Below are 16,611 nucleotides of genomic sequence, written 5' to 3' on the forward strand. Positions count from 1 at the left end.
CGATGCGCGCTCTACTCGTGTTGCTCAGCCTGATGCTGTCGATGTCCTTGTCGGCGGCGGAAAAATTACCGGTGGTCACCAGCTTCAGCATCCTCGCCGACATGGTGCATCAGGTCGGTGGCGAGCATATCCAGATCACCAACATGGTCGGCCCGGACGCTGACGCACACACCTACGAGCCGACACCGGACGATGCCAAAGCGTTGCTCGGCGCCAAACTGATCATCAAGAACGGCCTCGGGTTCGAGCCGTGGCTGGATCGGCTGGTGACCAGCACCGAGACCAAAGCCACATTGGTCAGTGCCAGTCATGGCGTGATTCCCCGCTCACTGGATGAGGACGGCGAAACCGTTCCAGACCCGCACGCTTGGCATAATCTGGCGAACACCGAGTTGTATATCGCCAATATCACCAAAGCACTCGTCGCTGCGGATCCTGCGAACAAAGCCGACTACGAACGCAACAGCAAAACTTACCTGAAGCAGATCTACGCCCTGCTCGCCGAGGCCAAAACCAAACTCGGGGCGCTGCCTCCGGGCAACCGCAAAATCGTCACCAGCCACGATGCCTTCGGTTATCTCGGTCAGGCGTACGGCATCGACTTCATGGCACCGCAAGGCCTCTCCACCGAACGCGAACCCTCGGCAGCCGAAGTCGCTGCGCTGATCACTCAGATTCGCCGAGCCCACGTCAAAGCAGTGTTCATGGAAAACATCAAAGACGCGCGCCTGCTCAAACAGATCGCCGACGAAAGCGGCGCGCACATTGGTGGCACGCTGTACTCGGATGCCCTCGCTGCCAGCGGTCCGGCCAGCACCTTCACCGGTCTGTTCGAATACAACCTCAACACCCTTTACGACGCGCTGAGCCAACCATGATCCGCAAGAATCCATCAGGTGATTTGCCACAAATTGCCGAGTCCGCCTACGTCGACAAGACCGCAATCATCTGCGGCAAAGTGGTGATCGGCGAGAACGTGTTCGTCGGCCCCTACGCAGTGATCCGCGCCGACGAAGTGGACGCCTCGGGCGAAATGGAACCGATCACCATCGGCGCCAACTCGAACATCCAGGACGGCGTGGTCATCCATTCCAAATCCGGTGCTGCAGTGACTATTGGCGAGTTCAGTTCCATCGCCCACCGTTCGATCGTGCATGGCCCGTGCGTGGTCGGCGACCGCGTGTTCATCGGTTTCAACAGCGTGTTGTTCAACTGCGTCGTCGGCAATGGTTGTGTCGTGCGGCACAACTCGGTGGTCGACGGCCGCGATTTGCCAGATGCCTTCTATGTGCCCTCCACGACTCGCATCGGCCCGAATACCGACCTCTCGCAATTTCCACCGGTGAGTGTCAGCGCTTCGGAGTTTTCCGAAGACGTGGCGCGCACCAACGTCGATCTGGTGCGCGGCTACAAAGCCTTGCAGAACGAGTTCTGAACCATGAGCAGCGTGCTGATTCGCAACGCAAGGCTGGTCAATGAAGGACGTGAGTTCGACGGCGATCTGTTGGTCAGCAACGGGCGCATCGTCAGGATTGCTCGCAGCATCGAAGGCGAAAACGCCAAGGTGGAAATCGACGCGAATGGCCAATGGTTGTTGCCTGGGATGATCGACGACCAAGTGCACTTTCGTGAACCCGGTGCGCCAGCCAAGGGCAGCATTCACAGCGAATCTCGGGCGGCGGTTGCCGGCGGCATCACCAGTTTCATGGACATGCCGAATACAAACCCGGCCACCCTCACCCTCGAAGCGCTGGCCGACAAAAAGCGCCGGGCGGCGCTCGGTTCGGTGGCCAACTACGGTTTTCACTTTGGTGTGAGTCAGGACAATCTCGATACAGTGGCGGCGCTCAATCCCTGCGAAGTGGCCGGGGTGAAAGTGTTTATGGGCGCGTCCACCGGCAATATGTTGGTGGATGATCCGCAAATTCTTGAACGACTGTTCGCCGAGGTGCCAACGATCCTGTTGGCCCACTGCGAACACACCCCGAGTATCGACGCGAATGCGGCCAACCTGCGTGAGCTGTTCGGCGAACGAATCCCGCCCGGTGCTCACCCGCTCATCCGCAATGCCGAGGCGTGTTATCGCTCCTCTTCACTGGCGGTCGAGTTAGCCAAACGTCACGGCACTCGGCTCCATGTTTTGCACCTGACCACAGCGCGTGAACTGGCGTTGTTCGAGGACAAAGCGCTGGCGCAAAAACGCATCAGCGCTGAAGTCTGTCTGCATCATTTGCTGTTTGATGATCGCGATTACCCAAGCCTTGGGAACTTGATCAAGTGCAACCCGGCGATCAAGAGTAAGGCCGATCGCGATGCGTTGCGCGCGGCCCTGAACAGCAATCTACTGGACGTGATCGGCAGTGACCACGCGCCACATACCTGGGAAGAAAAGCAGCGAGCTTATGCGCAGGCGCCTTCTGGATTACCGCTGGTACAACATGCGTTGCCAGCGTTGATGGAGCTGGTGGCGGATGGGGTTTTGCCAATCACCACACTGGTGGCGAAGACCAGCCATCGGGTCGCGGATCTGTTTGCGATTCCGGATCGGGGTTATTTACGGGAAGGGTATTGGGCGGATCTGGTGCTGGCTGAACGGCAAACGCAGGATGTCGATCGGCAACCGATTCTCTCGCAGTGTGGATGGACACCGTTTGCCGGGCGCAGCTTTCGCCATCGGGTGAGCACAACGATTGTGTCGGGGCAGATTGCCTGGCGGGAGGGTCGAGTGAACGAGGGATGTCGAGGGTTGGCGCTACGATTTATGCGCTGATTGAAAAAACCCAGTAGGAGCTGACGAGTGAAACGAGACTGCGATCTTTTGATCTTGTTTTTTACAATCAAGATCAAAAGATCGCAGCGTGCCGCAGCTCCTACAGGAGCTACATTTAGGCGCGGGGTTTAACAGCGCCGCAGTCCTGGCCCAGCCAAACCGCGCGAGTCTCCAGACTGCCCTTCTGATTGATCCCGATCGCGTTGAACGTGCCGTTGGCCACGGTGGTGAACTCACGATCACTGAGGAACGTTGCCACTCCGGTGCCCTGCGCTTTCGGGCAACTGAAACGGAATTTCCACTGGTTGCCCGTGCGATCGGTGATCTGCTGTTTGCAACCCGATTGCGGGTCGGCCAACGGAATATCATTGGTTGCCACTTGCTCCGGCGTCAGACACGCGCGGATGCCTTTGCCGCCGATATTGATCCCGTTCTTTTCCAGCGCCGCGCGTTGTTGCGGGGTCATCTGACCTTGCAGCTGGCCAAGGATCGATTGCACATCCATCGGCTGGTCATCGACCTTGACGTTGCTCGATGTCATTTCCCACAGCCCCGGCTGCAGCATCTGCGCCTGCGCAACCACCGGCAATGCCAAACCCAGGCCCAGCGCCAAACCCAGCAGACGAACGTTCATCGAAAAACTCCTGATCAGTAGTGGCCGTTAGACGTCGGCCGATTGCTTCGGTTCATGCACCAATTAAATAGCGACATTCGCGACAGAACATGGTCTGTTAAGCATTGAATCTTCCGGAGCAAGGCTGCCCCATGGATTATTTTGGACCGCACATTTTCGGTTATCTGATCGCCCTGATACACACCCTCGGCTTGATCGCCGCCATTCACGCGGTGCTCACCGTGCGCACGGCTCAAGGCTCGATCGCCTGGGCATTGTCGCTGATCTTCATTCCCTACCTCACGCTTATTCCGTATCTGGTGTTTGGCCGCAGCACTTTTGATGGTTACATCAAGGCGCGGCGTCAGGCCAACGAACAGATGCGTCAGGCGATCTCCGAACTGAACTGGCGCCCGTGGGTGGAAGAAGCCCTGACCGCGCGCGCCTCGAATGCCTACGCCTCGTTACGCGCGATGCCCAAACTGGGACGTATGCCGTGCCTGGCGAACAATGAAGTGCAATTGCTGATAAACGGCACGGCCACCTTCGAGGCGATTTTCCAGGCCATCGATCAGGCGAAAGAAGCGGTGCTGATCCAGTTTTTCATCATTCACGATGATCGACTCGGCCAACGTCTGCGCGACCTGCTGCTGAAGAAAGCCGCCGAAGGTGTGTCGATTCATCTGCTCTACGACCGCATCGGCAGTCATGCCCTGCCCCACAATTATGTGCAGGCACTGCGCGATGGCGGCGTTGAGGTCAAAGCCTTCGCCACGCGCAGCGGCTGGCTCAATCGCTTTCAGGTCAACTTCCGTAACCACCGCAAGATCGTCGTGGTCGACGGCGTGGTCGGCTTTGTCGGCGGGCATAACGTCGGCGATGAGTACATGGGTGAAAAACCGCCGCTGGCACCGTGGCGCGATACCCATGTGAAAGTACGTGGCCCGGTGGTCGCATGCATGCAGGAGTCGTTTGCCGAGGACTGGTTCTGGGCTGCGCGTACCCTGCCGCCACTGATCCTGCCCGACGAATACCCGGACGACGGCGTGCTCTGCCAATTGCTCGCCAGCGGCCCTGCTGATGCCTATGAAACCTGCTCGCTGTTTTTTGTCGAAGCGATCCATGCGGCGACCGAACGGGTGTGGATCACCAGCCCGTATTTCATCCCCGATGAAGCGGTATTCGCAGCGTTAAGATTGGCGGTGTTGCGCGGTGTCGATGTGCGTCTGCTACTGCCGTCGCGACCCGATCACCGCATCGTTTACGCCGCTTCCAGTCTCTACGCCTTTGAAGCCGTGCGCGCCGGTGTGCGGGTGTTCCGTTACGAACCCGGTTTCCTGCATCAGAAAGTGGTTTTGATCGACAGCGAAATCAGCGCCATTGGCAGTGCCAATCTGGACAACCGTTCGTTCCGCCTGAATTTTGAAGTGATGCTGCTGACCGTCGACAGCGACTTCGCCGCCCGCGTGGAAAGCATGCTTATTGCCGACTTTGAACAAGCCTACGAGATTGCCAAAGAAGAAAGCCGGGAGATCCACCGCCTGCAACAGGTCGGCATGCGGATCGCCCGGCTGATTTCGCCGATTCTCTAAAAACCCCTCATCCTGGCCCTCTCCCAGAGGGAGAGGGGATTATTCAGTGTTAAGGGTTATAGATATCGTCGCGCGTCCATGGCAGTTCATGGCTGCCATCAGGATGCGCCTTCACCGCGAGGATCTGGTGCAGATTGATCCAGCCGCGCGCAAACGCATAAGCGCAGCCAGCCAGATACAGACGCCAGATGCGCAACGCCTGATCCGGCACCAGTTTGCCGGCCGCTTCAAGGTTGTCCTCCAGCCGCTCGCTCCAGTGGTCCAGCGTACGCGCGTAATGCAGGCGCAGGCTTTCTACGTCAACAACCTCCAGCCCCGCTTCGCTGATCTCGGCCGAGATCATCGCCAGGTGCGGCAACTCGCCGTTGGGGAAGACGTACTTCTCGATAAAATCCCCGGCACCGCGTCCAACCGGTCGGCCATCGGTGTGTTTGGCAGTGATGCCATGATTCATCACCAGACCGCCCTCCTTCACCGCGCCGAACAAGGTTTTGCAGTACTCGGCGAGATTGGCGTGACCAACGTGCTCGAACATGCCGACGCTGACTACCTTGTCGAAACGCCCGTCCTGCGGCAGATCGCGATAGTCGAGCAACTGCAGTTCGATCTGCTCTTCCAGGCCTTCGGCTTTTACGCGCTCACGCGCCAATTCCAGCTGTTCCTTGCTTAGGGTGATGCCAAAGACTTTGGCACCAAATTCCCGCGCGGCATAGCGCGCCAGCCCACCCCAGCCGCAACCGACGTCCAGCAGATAGTCACCCGGCTGCAAACGCAGCTTGCGGCACAGGTGGCGGAATTTGGCTTGTTGCGCCTGTTCGAGGGTTTCGCTGCCCGTTTCGAAGTACGCGCAGGAATACGCCATGTCGCTGTCCAGCCAGAGCTGGTAGAACGCATTGGACAGGTCATAGTGGTAGGAAATGGCTTTGGCGTCGGTTTCCTTGTCGTGCACCGAGCGCACTGGCTGACTGTCGTCATCTTCGCCGAGCAAAGCGTTGCTCAATTCGTCGCAGACCCGGATGACTTCGCTGATCGAGCCCTCCAGTTCAAGCTTGCCTTCCACGAACGCCGCTCCGAGCGCATCCAGGCTTGGATGGGTGAACTGGCTGACCATCTGCGGATCCTTGACCACGATGGTGACGCTGGGCGCCGGCCCCAGATTAAACTCATGGCCATCCCAGAGTCGCAGGCGAAGCGGAAGCTGCAAATTCTGTAAGGCCGGTGGAAGTTGCGCGAGCATGGAAAATCCCCCTTGTTTCAGACGTCAGATCTGAGGGTAGACCATCCCGGAAAAATAGCAGGCTATCGATTTGATTAGCTTTGACTATCGTTACAGACGCTTCAGCAAACCTTCCTGAATCCACTGTTTTAGCCAGGTAACGGCTTGAAGTGGCGCGCCCTCACCATAAGTGACTGCCAACTCGGCGCACAGTTCGGCGAAACTCCAGCCTTCGTTGAGCAAGCCATCGAGGGCCGTGGCTTGCGCCGGATCGAGGCTGCGGTAACAGCAGATCAGCTGGTTGCGCCAGATCAGACAGATCTGCGGGATGTCGAGCTCCATGCTGTCAGGGAATTCCGACTCTTCCTTTACCGAACGCCATAGCGAAAGACTGTTGAAGCGGCATTCCAGGCGCTGCAGCGATGGCGTTGGCTTCACCCGCAGCTCAGGCCATTCCTCTGGGGCCAGCGTCGCCATTGATTGCAGCGTCAACGGCTGACCAGCCGGCGCATCGAACGCCAGTGTAAACGCCCATTCAAGCGAGGCCAGTTCGGCAAGTGGCGCGCTTTGTTCCGGCACCAGATGCTCACGGATAAAGCCTTCGAAGCCTTTGCCCAGCCAGCGCAAACTGTAATGCCCTGACGGGTAATGGCGGATGTAAGAACTGGCGAGCCGATCGAATTCGTCGTCACCCATCCAGTGCAGGATCGCCACGAAGTCATTGCGCAAGACTTCGAGCAGACGCGCCTTGTAAGCGTTGTGATAGATCGCCAGTCCCGTGCCGACATCGAGTGTCGGGCCACCGATCAGGCTTTTGCCCAAGACCGGATTCGCCGTAGCGTCGTCGTCGAGCAGAAACGACTCGAACGCCAGTTGCCATTCTTTCAGGCGCATTGCTGCCTCCCGGCCAAGACCTTGTCACCCAGTTCACGGGCCTTTTGCAGTTCATCGAGCAATTCGTCGAAGGGCGGAAAATGATCGTCACGCTCCAGCAATGTGGCCAAGGGGCCGAAGTGTTCGAGTGTGCGTTGGTAAAGCGCCCAGACCGGATCGCTCACCGGATGGTCGTGGGTGTCGATCACGTAATCGCCGTAATCGCTGTGCCCCGCCAGATGCAGTTGGCGGACTTTATCGACGGGCAGGCTACTGATAAAGGCCCACGGATCGAAGCCATGATTGCGTGAACTGACGTAGACATTGTTCACGTCGAGTAGCAATTCGCAGCCGCTCACGCGACTAAGCAAAGCGAGAAATTCCCACTCAGTGAAATCGTCCGAGGCGGCACGGACATAACTGGAGACGTTCTCCAGCACCAGCGGACGCTGCAAAATATCCTGAACCTGCATCACCCGAGCGGCAATGTAATCCAGGCTTTCTTCGGTGTAAGGCAGCGGCAGCAGATCATGTAAATGATGGGCATTGCCACGGCTCCAGCACAAATGATCGGAGATCCATGCCGGTTTCACCCGTTCGGCCAATTGCTTGAGTTGTTTGAGATAGTCCCGATCGAGGGCATGCAGCCCGCCGATGGACAGGGATACGCCGTGCATCACCAGCGGGTAGCGCTCGGCGATAGCGTCGAGGTAATACAGGGCCTTACCGCCCTGTACCATGAAATTTTCCGAGACCACTTCGAACCAGTCGACGTCAGGTGACTGCTCAAGGATCTGCTGATAATAAGCGCTGCGCAAACCCAGGCCATAACCCAGGAAAGCAATAGAAGCAGACATGCGCGGACTCCTGATAAAAAGTGGCCGCAGTGGCGCCAACCACTGCGGCGACACTTGCCGGTCAGTTATTCGCCGACCTTGCCACCGGCTTTTTCGCACGCCGCTTGAGTCATCGCTTTGAAGCCCTGGCCTTTGCAGGAGCCCATGCCTTTGCAGGCGTGGTCTTTGGTCTTGCAGTCGTTCTGACCTTTGCAGGCGTTCACGCCGTAGCAGTGAACATTGGCATCGGCAGCCATCGCGTTAGTGGCAACACCGGCAAACATCGTGGCGGCAGCCAACGCGAGAGCGGCACCGGCAGCAGCGGATTTGATCGTCATTTTTCTTATCCTCGGTCATCGTCAGGGGTGTCAGCTGGAAGGTTTGTTCAGTCCCGACATAGCACTAGAGAGAGCCACCCCGACGGCGTTACAGCGGATCGAAAAAAAATGTCAAAGGTCTTTCTTGAGCTTCAGTAGCGGCTCTTGAAAGCGCAGCAACCGCCCGGCATTTCCGAGTACCAGCAAGGTGCTGAGGTTATGCAGCAGCGCGGCAATCATCGCCCCTGCTGCACCCAACCAGCCGAATGCGGCAAACACCACAATGGCCAGCGTCCAGCCCAGACCGATGATCACGTTGACCTGCAACGTCCGGCGGCACTGGCGGCTGAGGCGCACGCAGGTACCGAGTCGGCGCAGGTCGCTGCCGATCAAGACGATGTCCGCCGAGGCCAGCGCAATGTCTGCACCACCGGCGCCCATTGCCACACCGACCACCCCCGCCTTCAGCGCGAGCGAATCATTAATGCCGTCACCGACTACCATCGGCCGGAAACCATTGTCGATTTCCTTGAGCACGCGATTGAGTTTGTCCTCGGGCAAGGCCTGAGCTTCGACCTCATGCAAACCGACCTCCTTGGCCAGCGATTGAGCCACGCTGTGTCGATCTCCCGTGAGCAACAGTTGTCGCCCAAGGCCCAACTCACGCAATTCACTGAGGGCAAATCGGGCTTCCGGTTTGACGCTGTCAGCAAGCAACAGCCAGGCGAGGAATTCACCGTTCAGCGCCAGACCGGCGATGGGGCCGTCATGATCGGGAACCTTGGTCGTGGCAATGCCCAGTTGCGCGAACAATTCTGGCCGACCGAGCGCCGCTTCGCCCTGCCCGGTCATGGCGACTACACCGAGCCCCTGACGCTCGTGAATATCACTCAGCGTTAGATATTGATCCTGACTGACCAACCCTGCGAGTGCACGACTGACCGGATGACTACTCGCCGCGCCGAGGCTGGCGGCAAGCGCCATGACCGCAGACGACTCTGCTTGCGGGCTGTTGATCGCCTGCAGACGCAAGGTGCCGTAAGTCAGCGTCCCGGTTTTATCGACGACCAGCGATGTCAGGTCAGCCAGTTCTTCAAGAAACGCCGAACTGCGAATCAGAATCCCGTGACGCGCTGCCACCGCGACACCGGCAATCGCCGTCGCCGGAGCAGACAACACCAGCGCGCACGGACACGCTGCCACCAACACGGCGAGCATCGCTTGCGCATCGTTGGTGACGAACCAGGTCACCGCCGCCAGCAACAACACAAGCACCATGTAACTGCCGGCATAACGTTCGAGCAATCGCGTGATCGGTGGCTTCGAACGCTCGGCGTTCTGCATCAGCGCGATGACTTTGCCGAGGGTCGACTCATCGCCTGTGCGGGTCACTTCTATGCGCAACAAACCGTCGAGGTTGATCGCGCCGCCGAACACCGTCATGCCGGCGCTCGCCTCGACCGGCACCGATTCACCGGTAATCGAAGCGGTGTCAAGACTGGCTTGGCCGGACAAAACCCGACCGTCCGCCGGCACCCGATCACCTGCTCGCACCTCTACGGTGTCGCCCGCTTTCAACGTGCCGTTGTCCACCTCGATGATCGTGCCGTCGGCCTGAAGTTTGCGCGCATGGCTGCGGGTCAATTGGCCTAGGGCGTGAATCGCTTCCTGCGAACCGATGACGCTGCGCTCCTCCAGGACATGCCCGAAGATCATGATGATCGGCAGCAATGCCGCCGTCAGCAGATCGCCAGTCGCCCATGCACCGAGCATGGCCAAGGCAATCAGCTGATCGGTGATGCCATGCAGGCTCGGATAACGCAGGCTGTACCACGCCGAACGCATCACCGGTACCGCGACCAACAAAGAAGCAACACCCAACAGCAACTGGCTGACCCCGGTTTGCTCCGGGACCAGCCAACGCCAGATCAAACCCAGACCCAGAAGACCCAACGCAAGCATCGCCAAAGTCAGTTGCCGTGCGGCGCGGCGTTGTTCGGCCGAGGACAACAGGCTCGGTGCAGCGGTCGTCGCATTCATTTACTGGCTCCCTGAATGATCAGGCGGGAATCGTCTTTCGGGTCGACCGTTGTGACCGATCCGGCCTGGCCGAAGATCTTCGGCATACGCTCGCGGTAAAGGCGCAGGAGCATTTGCGGGTCTGCACTTTTGGCCAGACTCGTCACCGTGGCAGTATCGGCAGAGGCTTTGGCCAAGCGCTCACCGGCCTGCGCGTGAGCGACTTGCAGTATGCGGTCGGCCTGTTCGTTGGCGGTCTGTGTGAGTTTCTCGGCGTCGGTACGCGCATTGGCCACGGCTTTTTCGGCCTGTTGACTGGCGGTCAATACCGCGTTAAATGCACTGACCGCAGGATTGGGCAGACTCGATTGCACATCGACCCGCGCCACTTCAATCCCGATGCCCTGCCCGCTCGCCTTCAACTCCGCCAAGCGTTTGTTGATGCCTTGCACCAGATCTCCGCGCAATCGCTCACGACGTTCGGCAGCCTGATTGTCGGTGCCGATCAACTCCGGACGAGCGACCAGAATGGTGTCCAGATCCCTGGCAGCGGTCAGTGCCACGGCGCTACGAGTGACCAATCGATCGAGCGCCGGCAGCACATGATCGGCCTGCAACACGAAGTCGTAAGGGTCGGTGACTTTGTAGAACACCCGCACATCCAGCTGCACGACGCCGGCATCACCGGTCAATAAATAACCAGATCCCGCCAGCGCATCGCTGATCGGTGCGGCAAAGGAAGCGACCCGATCAGCCTTGAGTGCCTCATCGCTGCGCAACAGGTTTTCCACCCGCCGCTCGATCACCCGATCCGCAGCTGGCAACAAAACCACCTGTTCGAACGGCTGTGGCCAAGCCAGCAACAGCCCCGCGTTCTGCACGCGATCCAGTGCACCAAAGTGCAAAACCACAGCACGATTCTGCGGATCGATTTGCCGCACATTGGAAAAAGCCCAAGCCAATGCGGCCAACACTGTCACCGCGTACAGGGCGAGAAATGCCAAACGACCGGCCTGAATCCACGGACTGCTCAGTGAATGTGTTCCACGTGGAACTTCTTCATTCATGGCTGCGATCCGGAGTTACTGTCGAGTGTTGGCGGGCCGTCGACCAGCACGCGGAATGGCGCCGCGTCAGTGCGCAAGATCAGTCTGGTGTCCGGTGTGACGATGGTGCCAAGGGTGTCCAGCGAGCGAAGCAAGTTGTAGAGCTGCGGCGAACTGGCGTAAGCACGGCCATAAATCTGCGCCGCTTCGACGCGAGACTGCGCCTCGATTTCTGCTACTTTCACTGTCGCATCAGCCTGCACGATTCGCGCATCGCGTTCAGCAGCGGAACGGATTTGCGCAGCCTCACGTTTGCCGATCGCCGTACGCTCGGTAGCGATTGTTTCACGCTCGGCGCGCATGCGATCGACCGTGGCGGTGAGTGTCACCGACGGCAAGGTCAAACGCTCGATGCCGACTTGCACAACGCGCACGCCATAGGTGGCGAGCAATTGCTGATCGATCTGCTGACGCAACTGCGCTTCGAATTCAGCGATGTGCACCTGACTGGCATCGGTGTTCACCAGATTCGCCAGATCAAAACTGCTGGCGGTGGTTTCCAGCGCCGAGCCCACGAAGGTGCGAATCTGCCGCGCCGCCTCATCCGGCTGGTTCTGCACCGCGCGCATGAAGCGCTGCACATTGTCCGGATCACCCTGCACCTGCCAGGCCACGTAGGCCTGCACGATGATGCGCAAACCGTCGCGGGTACCAACATCCTGCAAGCCGCTGGAGGTGGTGCGCAGACGCAGATCCACCGGGATCGCCGCTTCGAACGGCGCCGGCCAACGCCAGCTCAAACCTGGATCAAGCAGTACCCTCGATGGATTACCGAAGCGGGTAATCACCGTGGCTTCACCCGAGCGCACTTGCACCAGGCTCGCTGCTGCGATGGCGAACGCCACTAGCAACACCGCCCAGCTCATGCGTCGCCACGGGAAAGGCCCCGCCTCTTCCGGCGCACCGTGGTGATGGTGATGATGCCCATGATGATGGTGATGCCCGCCGTGGCCATGATCGTGGCCGCTGTGATCATGCGGTTCGTGAGTATGCGACTGGCTCAATGGGCGACTCCTGGTTGAGCGATGGTGCGCGCGGGCGTCGGGTCAGCCGGCAGCGTGAAGGTCCGCAGATCGATGGTCGGCGCATTACTGCTGCTGCCCAGACGGTGGTCGAGCACCAGCAATTTGGCTTTACTCAGGCCTTGGCCGAGCTGACCGAGATATTGCTCGAGCACGAAAGCCTGACCGGCACTGGCGTAGGCTTTTTGTTCGGCCGTGAACTTCAGATCCGCCGCCTGCGCGGTGGCACTGGTTTCCCGGGCATTAGCGCTGGCCTGATCGCGAGCAAGGCTGGCCTGCAATTGCGCCTGATTGCTCGCTTCGGCCGCCGCACCACGCTCCCGGGAAATCAACGCTTGCGCGCCGATCTGTGCCGCTTGCACGCTGTGATAGGCATTGGCGGCACCGGCCGGCGGGTGGATGGCTTCGACCACCGTGGCGAGAATTTCCACGCCACTGTTGAGTTGCTGCAAATCACTTTGCACCGCGCGACCGATCTCCTCGCCCAGCCCGACCCGGTCTTCCCCGAGCAAACCGTCGAGCGTGCGCGAGGCAAAGTCGTGCACCAGAATCCGGCTCGCCGTGCTGCGAATCAGCGTTGGCACATCGGCGCTGTTATAGGTAGCGGCCAGCGCGGCCTGATCGGTCAAGCCAATGCGATAGACGAAACGCACGTCCATGTTGACAATCTGAAAGCTCTGTTGAGCGCCATGGCTGCTGGCGATGACTTGCGACTTGTCGCTGACGTGGCTGGCGTCCCACAAGCGGTTGGCTGTGATCGGCGCCGGGCCTTCGGCGGGATCGGCCTGCAGCGGCGCCGGGTTTTCGCCAACGCTGGTGGCCAATTCGTGCACCACGCCGTTTTCGACGATCAATACTCGGCCCAACGGCCACGGCAAACCTGTGTGCAATCCCGGGCCGAACACCTGCACCGGTTTGCCGAAACGCTCATAAATACCGCGACCCTGTAGTGGGATTTCATGGATACCAGTGAGCAACCAACCCACCGCTGCGACGAGCGCCAGCACCGGCAGAAACGCTCGGCGCATGTAACTGAACGCCCAGATCTGGCGCAGATCGATGCCAAAGCGGTTGTGCAATTCGTGCTGCAACGCGAGTAAAGGCTGGGGTGGCCAACGCAGCATGTCGGCAACAAAACTGCGCGCCAGCAACGTAGGCTCAAGCTTTTCGCGACGAGGGCTGAAGACTGAAAGAACGGCGCGCAATAGCAACTCGATCGCGACCAATCCCGGCAAGATACCCATCAGTACAGACACGCGAACTGGCCAAACGGCATTTTCGCCAGCGAACAACAAACACAGCGCGCCGAGCACCATACTGATGATCGCCACGCGCGTCAGTTGCGCCAACCCGCCTGCTTCCGGCCATTGCGCCGGGTTTTCCTGAGCCAGTTGTCGCTCCAGCACCAACAAGCCGAACGCCAGCAGCAATGCCAACGCCGCGCCCACCGTGGCGGACAATCCAACGGCTGCGGCGGGCAGCGCGAGGTTCCACACCTGTTCGATGCTCAGCGCCACCCACAACGCCCAGCCGCCTAACCACAGCGTCGCTGCACCGATCTGGCCAAGCATATGCAAACCACGCTGACTGAGGCGATCCAGCAACCGTTCGTACCAACCTCCAGGCGCAGAGAACTCCTCATCGGCGTTCGGCGCCAGCACAACAGGATTCATCACCCGCGCGCGCCATTGCGTCACCCACCACGCTGATTGCAGCCCGGCGACCAACACCAGCAGCGCCGCGCTCAAATTAACCAGCAGCGGCAGCCACAATGATTGCGGCGCAAACAGCCCGACAAAAAACGCCATCACCCAGCCTGCCCCGGCCAATGAGCCGAGGCCGAAAGCCCAGCGCCGCAGACGTATGCCCTGTGTGGCCGCCTGCTGAAAACGCGGCAGTGCGGTCACTTGCGTGCCTTCCACCTCCAGATCAACTTGCATATCACCCCAATATCATTGGCTCGCGGTTCATATCGTTACGATATAACGAACAGCGTGAAATATTCGTACACAATTACGCGTATTCAAAGATGCCCAACCTGTCGCTTGCCTGAAGCCTTGACCGAAATGCCTGGAAACGCACATATTACGTTCGTAATTTTTATTCAGAACTACTTTTAGCGATCCGCATTCATCCATCAGGAGTAAGTGCATGAGCAACTATGACGTAGTGATTCTGGGCGGCGGCCCCGGCGGCTATAACGCAGCGATCCGCGCGGGGCAGTTGGGCCTTAAGGCCGCTTGCGTGGAAGGTCGCGCGACGCTCGGCGGCACCTGCCTGAACGTCGGTTGCATGCCGTCCAAAGCCCTGTTGCATGCCTCGGAGCTATACGACGCGGCGATGGGCGCGGAATTCGCCAACCTCGGTATAGAGGTCAAACCGACCCTGAACCTCGCGCAAATGATGAAGCAGAAAGACGAGAGCGTGGCCGGCCTGACCAAAGGCATCGAGTTTCTCTTTCGCAAGAACAAGGTCGACTGGATCAAGGGCTGGGGCCACATCGACGGCCCGGGTAAGGTCACGGTGACCGACGATCAGGGCGGCAAAGTCGAACTGACCGCGAAGGACATCATCATCGCCACCGGTTCCGAGCCCACTCCCCTTCCGGGCGTCGAGATCGACAACAAACGTATCCTTGATTCGACCGGGGCGCTTTCCCTGAGTGAAGTGCCCAAACACCTGGTGGTGATCGGCGCCGGTGTGATCGGTCTGGAATTGGGCTCGGTATGGCGGCGCCTGGGCGCGCAGGTCACCGTGGTCGAATACCTCGACCGCATCTGCCCCGGCGTCGATGGCGAGGCCGGCAAGACCCTGCAACGCTCACTGAGCAAACAGGGCATCGCGTTCAAGTTGAGTTCGAAAGTCACCAGCGCCACGTCTTCCGCAAGCGGTGTGCAACTCAGCGTTGAGCCGGCCGCTGGCGGCACTGCCGAGTTGCTTGAAGCCGATTACGTGCTGGTCGCTATCGGTCGTCGCCCGTACACCCAGGGCCTCGGTCTGGAAAACGTCGGCCTGAGTACCGACAAACGCGGCATGCTCGCCAACAGACAGCACCGCACCGAAGCCGCCGGGGTCTGGGTGATTGGCGACGTGACCTCCGGGCCGATGCTCGCGCACAAGGCTGAAGATGAAGCGATGGCGTGCGTCGAGCAGATCCATGGCAAGGCTGGCGAGGTCAACTACGACTTGATCCCCAACGTGATCTACACCAGACCGGAGCTGGCCAGCGTCGGCAAGACAGAAGAACAACTCAAGACCGAGGGCCGTGCCTACAAGGTCGGCAAGTTTCCCTTCACCGCCAATAGCCGGGCGAAGATCAACCATGAGACCGAGGGTTTTGCCAAAGTCCTCGCTGATGAACGCACCGATGAAGTCCTCGGCGTGCACCTGGTCGGCCCGAGCGTGAGTGAAATGATTGGTGAGTTTTGTGTGGCGATGGAGTTCAGTGCTTCGGCAGAAGACATTGCGTTGACGTGCCACCCGCACCCAACGCGGTCAGAGGCGTTGCGTCAGGCGGCGATGAATGTCGAGGGGATGGCGACGCAGATGTAGGGTTCTGAAATCTTTATTGACCGGACTGCCGCTTTCGCGAGCAAGCTCGCTCCCACATCGACCTTAATACGCCTGAAAGAGCGCGGTCACTGTGGGAGCGAGCTTGCTCGCGAAGGATGCGACTCGGTCTATAGCGGAAGATGTCCAAGCGGCAACGCCCCCGGCGTCTTCACCGTGTGAATCGCAAAATTGCTGCGAATGTCACTCACCCCCGGCAACTTCAGCAGGCAGCCGCTGAGAAAACGGTCGTACGCACGCAAATCCGGCACTACCACTTGCAGCAGAAAGTCCGATTCTCCCGACACCAGAAACGCGGAAATCACTTCCGGCAACGCCGTCACTGCGGTGTAAAACGCCTCGGCCTGTTCATCGTTGTGGCGCTCGACCTTGACCCCGACAAACACCGTCAGCCCCAGTCCGACTTCATCGCGATCGAGATTGGCCTGATAGCCGCGAATCACCCCGGCCTCTTCCAGCATCCGCACCCGGCGCAGACACGGCGAGGCCGACAGGCCGATTTCATCCGCCAGCTCGACATTGCTCAGGCGCCCGTTACGTTGCAGGGCCGCGAGAATCTTGCGATCGAAGGCGTCGAGTTTCATGTTTGGCAGATCCTGATAGTCATTGCGCTAAAAGTCAGCAGGTTATGCCAAATCCTTCAAATTTTGAAGCTGACTACGCAAGCACCTGCCCCG

At 59.5% G+C, this 16,611-nt stretch carries 15 protein-coding genes; 5 read left to right on the plus strand and 10 right to left on the minus strand.

What is annotated here, in order from left to right:
- Nucleotides 1-2 precede the first annotated feature (2 nt).
- The 3 genes from FGA82_RS03215 to FGA82_RS03225 are packed head-to-tail and all read left to right on the plus strand — an operon-like array spanning nucleotide 3 to nucleotide 2,770.
- Nucleotides 3-878 (plus strand): metal ABC transporter substrate-binding protein, encoded by an 876-nt coding sequence (locus tag FGA82_RS03215; RefSeq protein WP_141125994.1) that lies wholly within the window; start codon nucleotides 3-5, stop codon nucleotides 876-878.
- Nucleotides 875-1,435: a carbonate dehydratase gene (locus tag FGA82_RS03220; protein WP_141125995.1), complete on the plus strand. Its 561-nt coding sequence runs from the start codon at nucleotides 875-877 to the stop codon at nucleotides 1,433-1,435. The genes FGA82_RS03215 and FGA82_RS03220 overlap by 4 nt, the downstream gene beginning before the upstream one ends.
- A 3-nt stretch (nucleotides 1,436-1,438) precedes the next feature.
- Nucleotides 1,439-2,770, plus strand: coding sequence for a dihydroorotase (locus FGA82_RS03225; protein WP_141125996.1), 1,332 nt, complete (start codon nucleotides 1,439-1,441; stop codon nucleotides 2,768-2,770).
- A 115-nt stretch (nucleotides 2,771-2,885) separates the two neighbouring features.
- Here the strand turns inward: FGA82_RS03225 and FGA82_RS03230 are convergent, their stop codons facing one another.
- The gene (locus FGA82_RS03230; RefSeq protein WP_034152149.1) at nucleotides 2,886-3,404 is read right to left on the minus strand and encodes a DUF3617 domain-containing protein; all 519 of its coding nucleotides are present in this window, start codon (nucleotides 3,402-3,404) and stop codon (nucleotides 2,886-2,888) included.
- A gap of 131 nt (nucleotides 3,405-3,535) precedes the next feature.
- Here FGA82_RS03230 and cls point away from each other — a divergent pair, with 131 nt between their 5' ends.
- A complete protein-coding gene (gene cls, locus FGA82_RS03235; RefSeq protein WP_141125997.1) occupies nucleotides 3,536-4,975 on the plus strand; it encodes a cardiolipin synthase in 1,440 nt (479 codons plus the stop codon).
- 49 nt (nucleotides 4,976-5,024) lie between these two features.
- Here the strand turns inward: cls and cfaB are convergent, their stop codons facing one another.
- The 8 genes from cfaB to hflK (FGA82_RS03275) all read right to left on the minus strand — a co-directional run bounded on the left by cfaB (nucleotide 5,025) and on the right by hflK (FGA82_RS03275) (nucleotide 14,304).
- Nucleotides 5,025-6,212: a C17 cyclopropane fatty acid synthase CfaB gene (cfaB, locus tag FGA82_RS03240; protein ID WP_141125998.1), complete on the minus strand. Its 1,188-nt coding sequence runs from the start codon at nucleotides 6,210-6,212 to the stop codon at nucleotides 5,025-5,027.
- 90 nt (nucleotides 6,213-6,302) lie between these two features.
- Nucleotides 6,303-7,085, minus strand: a complete 783-nt coding sequence (locus tag FGA82_RS03245; RefSeq protein WP_141125999.1) for an HvfC/BufC N-terminal domain-containing protein — start codon at nucleotides 7,083-7,085, stop codon at nucleotides 6,303-6,305.
- Entirely contained in the window at nucleotides 7,076-7,921 is an 846-nt protein-coding gene (bufB, locus tag FGA82_RS03250; protein WP_141126000.1) for an MNIO family bufferin maturase, read from the minus strand. The genes FGA82_RS03245 and bufB overlap by 10 nt, the downstream gene beginning before the upstream one ends.
- A gap of 65 nt (nucleotides 7,922-7,986) precedes the next feature.
- Nucleotides 7,987-8,238, minus strand: a complete 252-nt coding sequence (bufA2, locus tag FGA82_RS03255) for a BufA2 family periplasmic bufferin-type metallophore (RefSeq protein WP_141126001.1) — start codon at nucleotides 8,236-8,238, stop codon at nucleotides 7,987-7,989.
- A gap of 111 nt (nucleotides 8,239-8,349) precedes the next feature.
- Nucleotides 8,350-10,257, minus strand: coding sequence for a heavy metal translocating P-type ATPase (locus FGA82_RS03260; protein WP_141126002.1), 1,908 nt, complete (start codon nucleotides 10,255-10,257; stop codon nucleotides 8,350-8,352).
- The gene (gene hflK / locus FGA82_RS03265; RefSeq protein ID WP_141126003.1) at nucleotides 10,254-11,303 is read right to left on the minus strand and encodes a protease modulator HflK; all 1,050 of its coding nucleotides are present in this window, start codon (nucleotides 11,301-11,303) and stop codon (nucleotides 10,254-10,256) included. Before hflK (FGA82_RS03265) ends, FGA82_RS03260 begins: the two co-directional genes overlap by 4 nt.
- Nucleotides 11,300-12,346 carry a protease modulator HflC gene (hflC, locus tag FGA82_RS03270; protein WP_141126004.1) on the minus strand — a complete coding sequence of 349 codons (1,047 nt, stop codon included), beginning with the start codon at nucleotides 12,344-12,346 and terminating at the stop codon, nucleotides 11,300-11,302. The genes hflK (FGA82_RS03265) and hflC overlap by 4 nt, the downstream gene beginning before the upstream one ends.
- Nucleotides 12,343-14,304: a protease modulator HflK gene (gene hflK / locus FGA82_RS03275; protein WP_141126005.1), complete on the minus strand. Its 1,962-nt coding sequence runs from the start codon at nucleotides 14,302-14,304 to the stop codon at nucleotides 12,343-12,345. Before hflK (FGA82_RS03275) ends, hflC begins: the two co-directional genes overlap by 4 nt.
- 211 nt (nucleotides 14,305-14,515) lie before the next feature.
- Here hflK (FGA82_RS03275) and lpdA point away from each other — a divergent pair, with 211 nt between their 5' ends.
- The gene (gene lpdA, locus FGA82_RS03280) at nucleotides 14,516-15,916 is read left to right on the plus strand and encodes a dihydrolipoyl dehydrogenase (protein ID WP_141126006.1); all 1,401 of its coding nucleotides are present in this window, start codon (nucleotides 14,516-14,518) and stop codon (nucleotides 15,914-15,916) included.
- Between the two features lie 128 nt (nucleotides 15,917-16,044).
- On the opposite strand, the gene FGA82_RS03285 is transcribed toward lpdA, so the two are convergent.
- Entirely contained in the window at nucleotides 16,045-16,518 is a 474-nt protein-coding gene (locus tag FGA82_RS03285; protein WP_141126007.1) for an Lrp/AsnC family transcriptional regulator, read from the minus strand.
- Nucleotides 16,519-16,611 lie beyond the last annotated feature (93 nt).

The organism is Pseudomonas fluorescens (assembly GCF_005938625.1).
In the GTDB taxonomy this organism is placed as follows: domain Bacteria; phylum Pseudomonadota; class Gammaproteobacteria; order Pseudomonadales; family Pseudomonadaceae; genus Aquipseudomonas; species Aquipseudomonas fluorescens_BD.

What these genes read in the sequence shown, in the direction of transcription:
- cfaB (WP_141125998.1), bottom strand. Translation starts at nt 6,212, where the DNA reads ATGCTCGCGCAACTTCCACCGGCCTTACAGAATTTGCAGCTTCCGCTT.
- FGA82_RS03245 (WP_141125999.1), bottom strand. Translation starts at nt 7,085, where the DNA reads ATGCGCCTGAAAGAATGGCAACTGGCGTTCGAGTCGTTTCTGCTCGAC.
- hflK (WP_141126005.1), bottom strand. Translation starts at nt 14,304, where the DNA reads ATGCAAGTTGATCTGGAGGTGGAAGGCACGCAAGTGACCGCACTGCCG.
- hflK (WP_141126003.1), bottom strand. Translation starts at nt 11,303, where the DNA reads ATGAATGAAGAAGTTCCACGTGGAACACATTCACTGAGCAGTCCGTGG.
- FGA82_RS03285 (WP_141126007.1), bottom strand. Translation starts at nt 16,518, where the DNA reads ATGAAACTCGACGCCTTCGATCGCAAGATTCTCGCGGCCCTGCAACGT.
- FGA82_RS03225 (WP_141125996.1), top strand. Translation starts at nt 1,439, where the DNA reads ATGAGCAGCGTGCTGATTCGCAACGCAAGGCTGGTCAATGAAGGACGT.
- FGA82_RS03215 (WP_141125994.1), top strand. Translation starts at nt 3, where the DNA reads ATGCGCGCTCTACTCGTGTTGCTCAGCCTGATGCTGTCGATGTCCTTG.
- lpdA (WP_141126006.1), top strand. Translation starts at nt 14,516, where the DNA reads ATGAGCAACTATGACGTAGTGATTCTGGGCGGCGGCCCCGGCGGCTAT.
- FGA82_RS03230 (WP_034152149.1), bottom strand. Translation starts at nt 3,404, where the DNA reads ATGAACGTTCGTCTGCTGGGTTTGGCGCTGGGCCTGGGTTTGGCATTG.
- FGA82_RS03260 (WP_141126002.1), bottom strand. Translation starts at nt 10,257, where the DNA reads ATGAATGCGACGACCGCTGCACCGAGCCTGTTGTCCTCGGCCGAACAA.
- bufA2 (WP_141126001.1), bottom strand. Translation starts at nt 8,238, where the DNA reads ATGACGATCAAATCCGCTGCTGCCGGTGCCGCTCTCGCGTTGGCTGCC.
- cls (WP_141125997.1), top strand. Translation starts at nt 3,536, where the DNA reads ATGGATTATTTTGGACCGCACATTTTCGGTTATCTGATCGCCCTGATA.
- FGA82_RS03220 (WP_141125995.1), top strand. Translation starts at nt 875, where the DNA reads ATGATCCGCAAGAATCCATCAGGTGATTTGCCACAAATTGCCGAGTCC.
- bufB (WP_141126000.1), bottom strand. Translation starts at nt 7,921, where the DNA reads ATGTCTGCTTCTATTGCTTTCCTGGGTTATGGCCTGGGTTTGCGCAGC.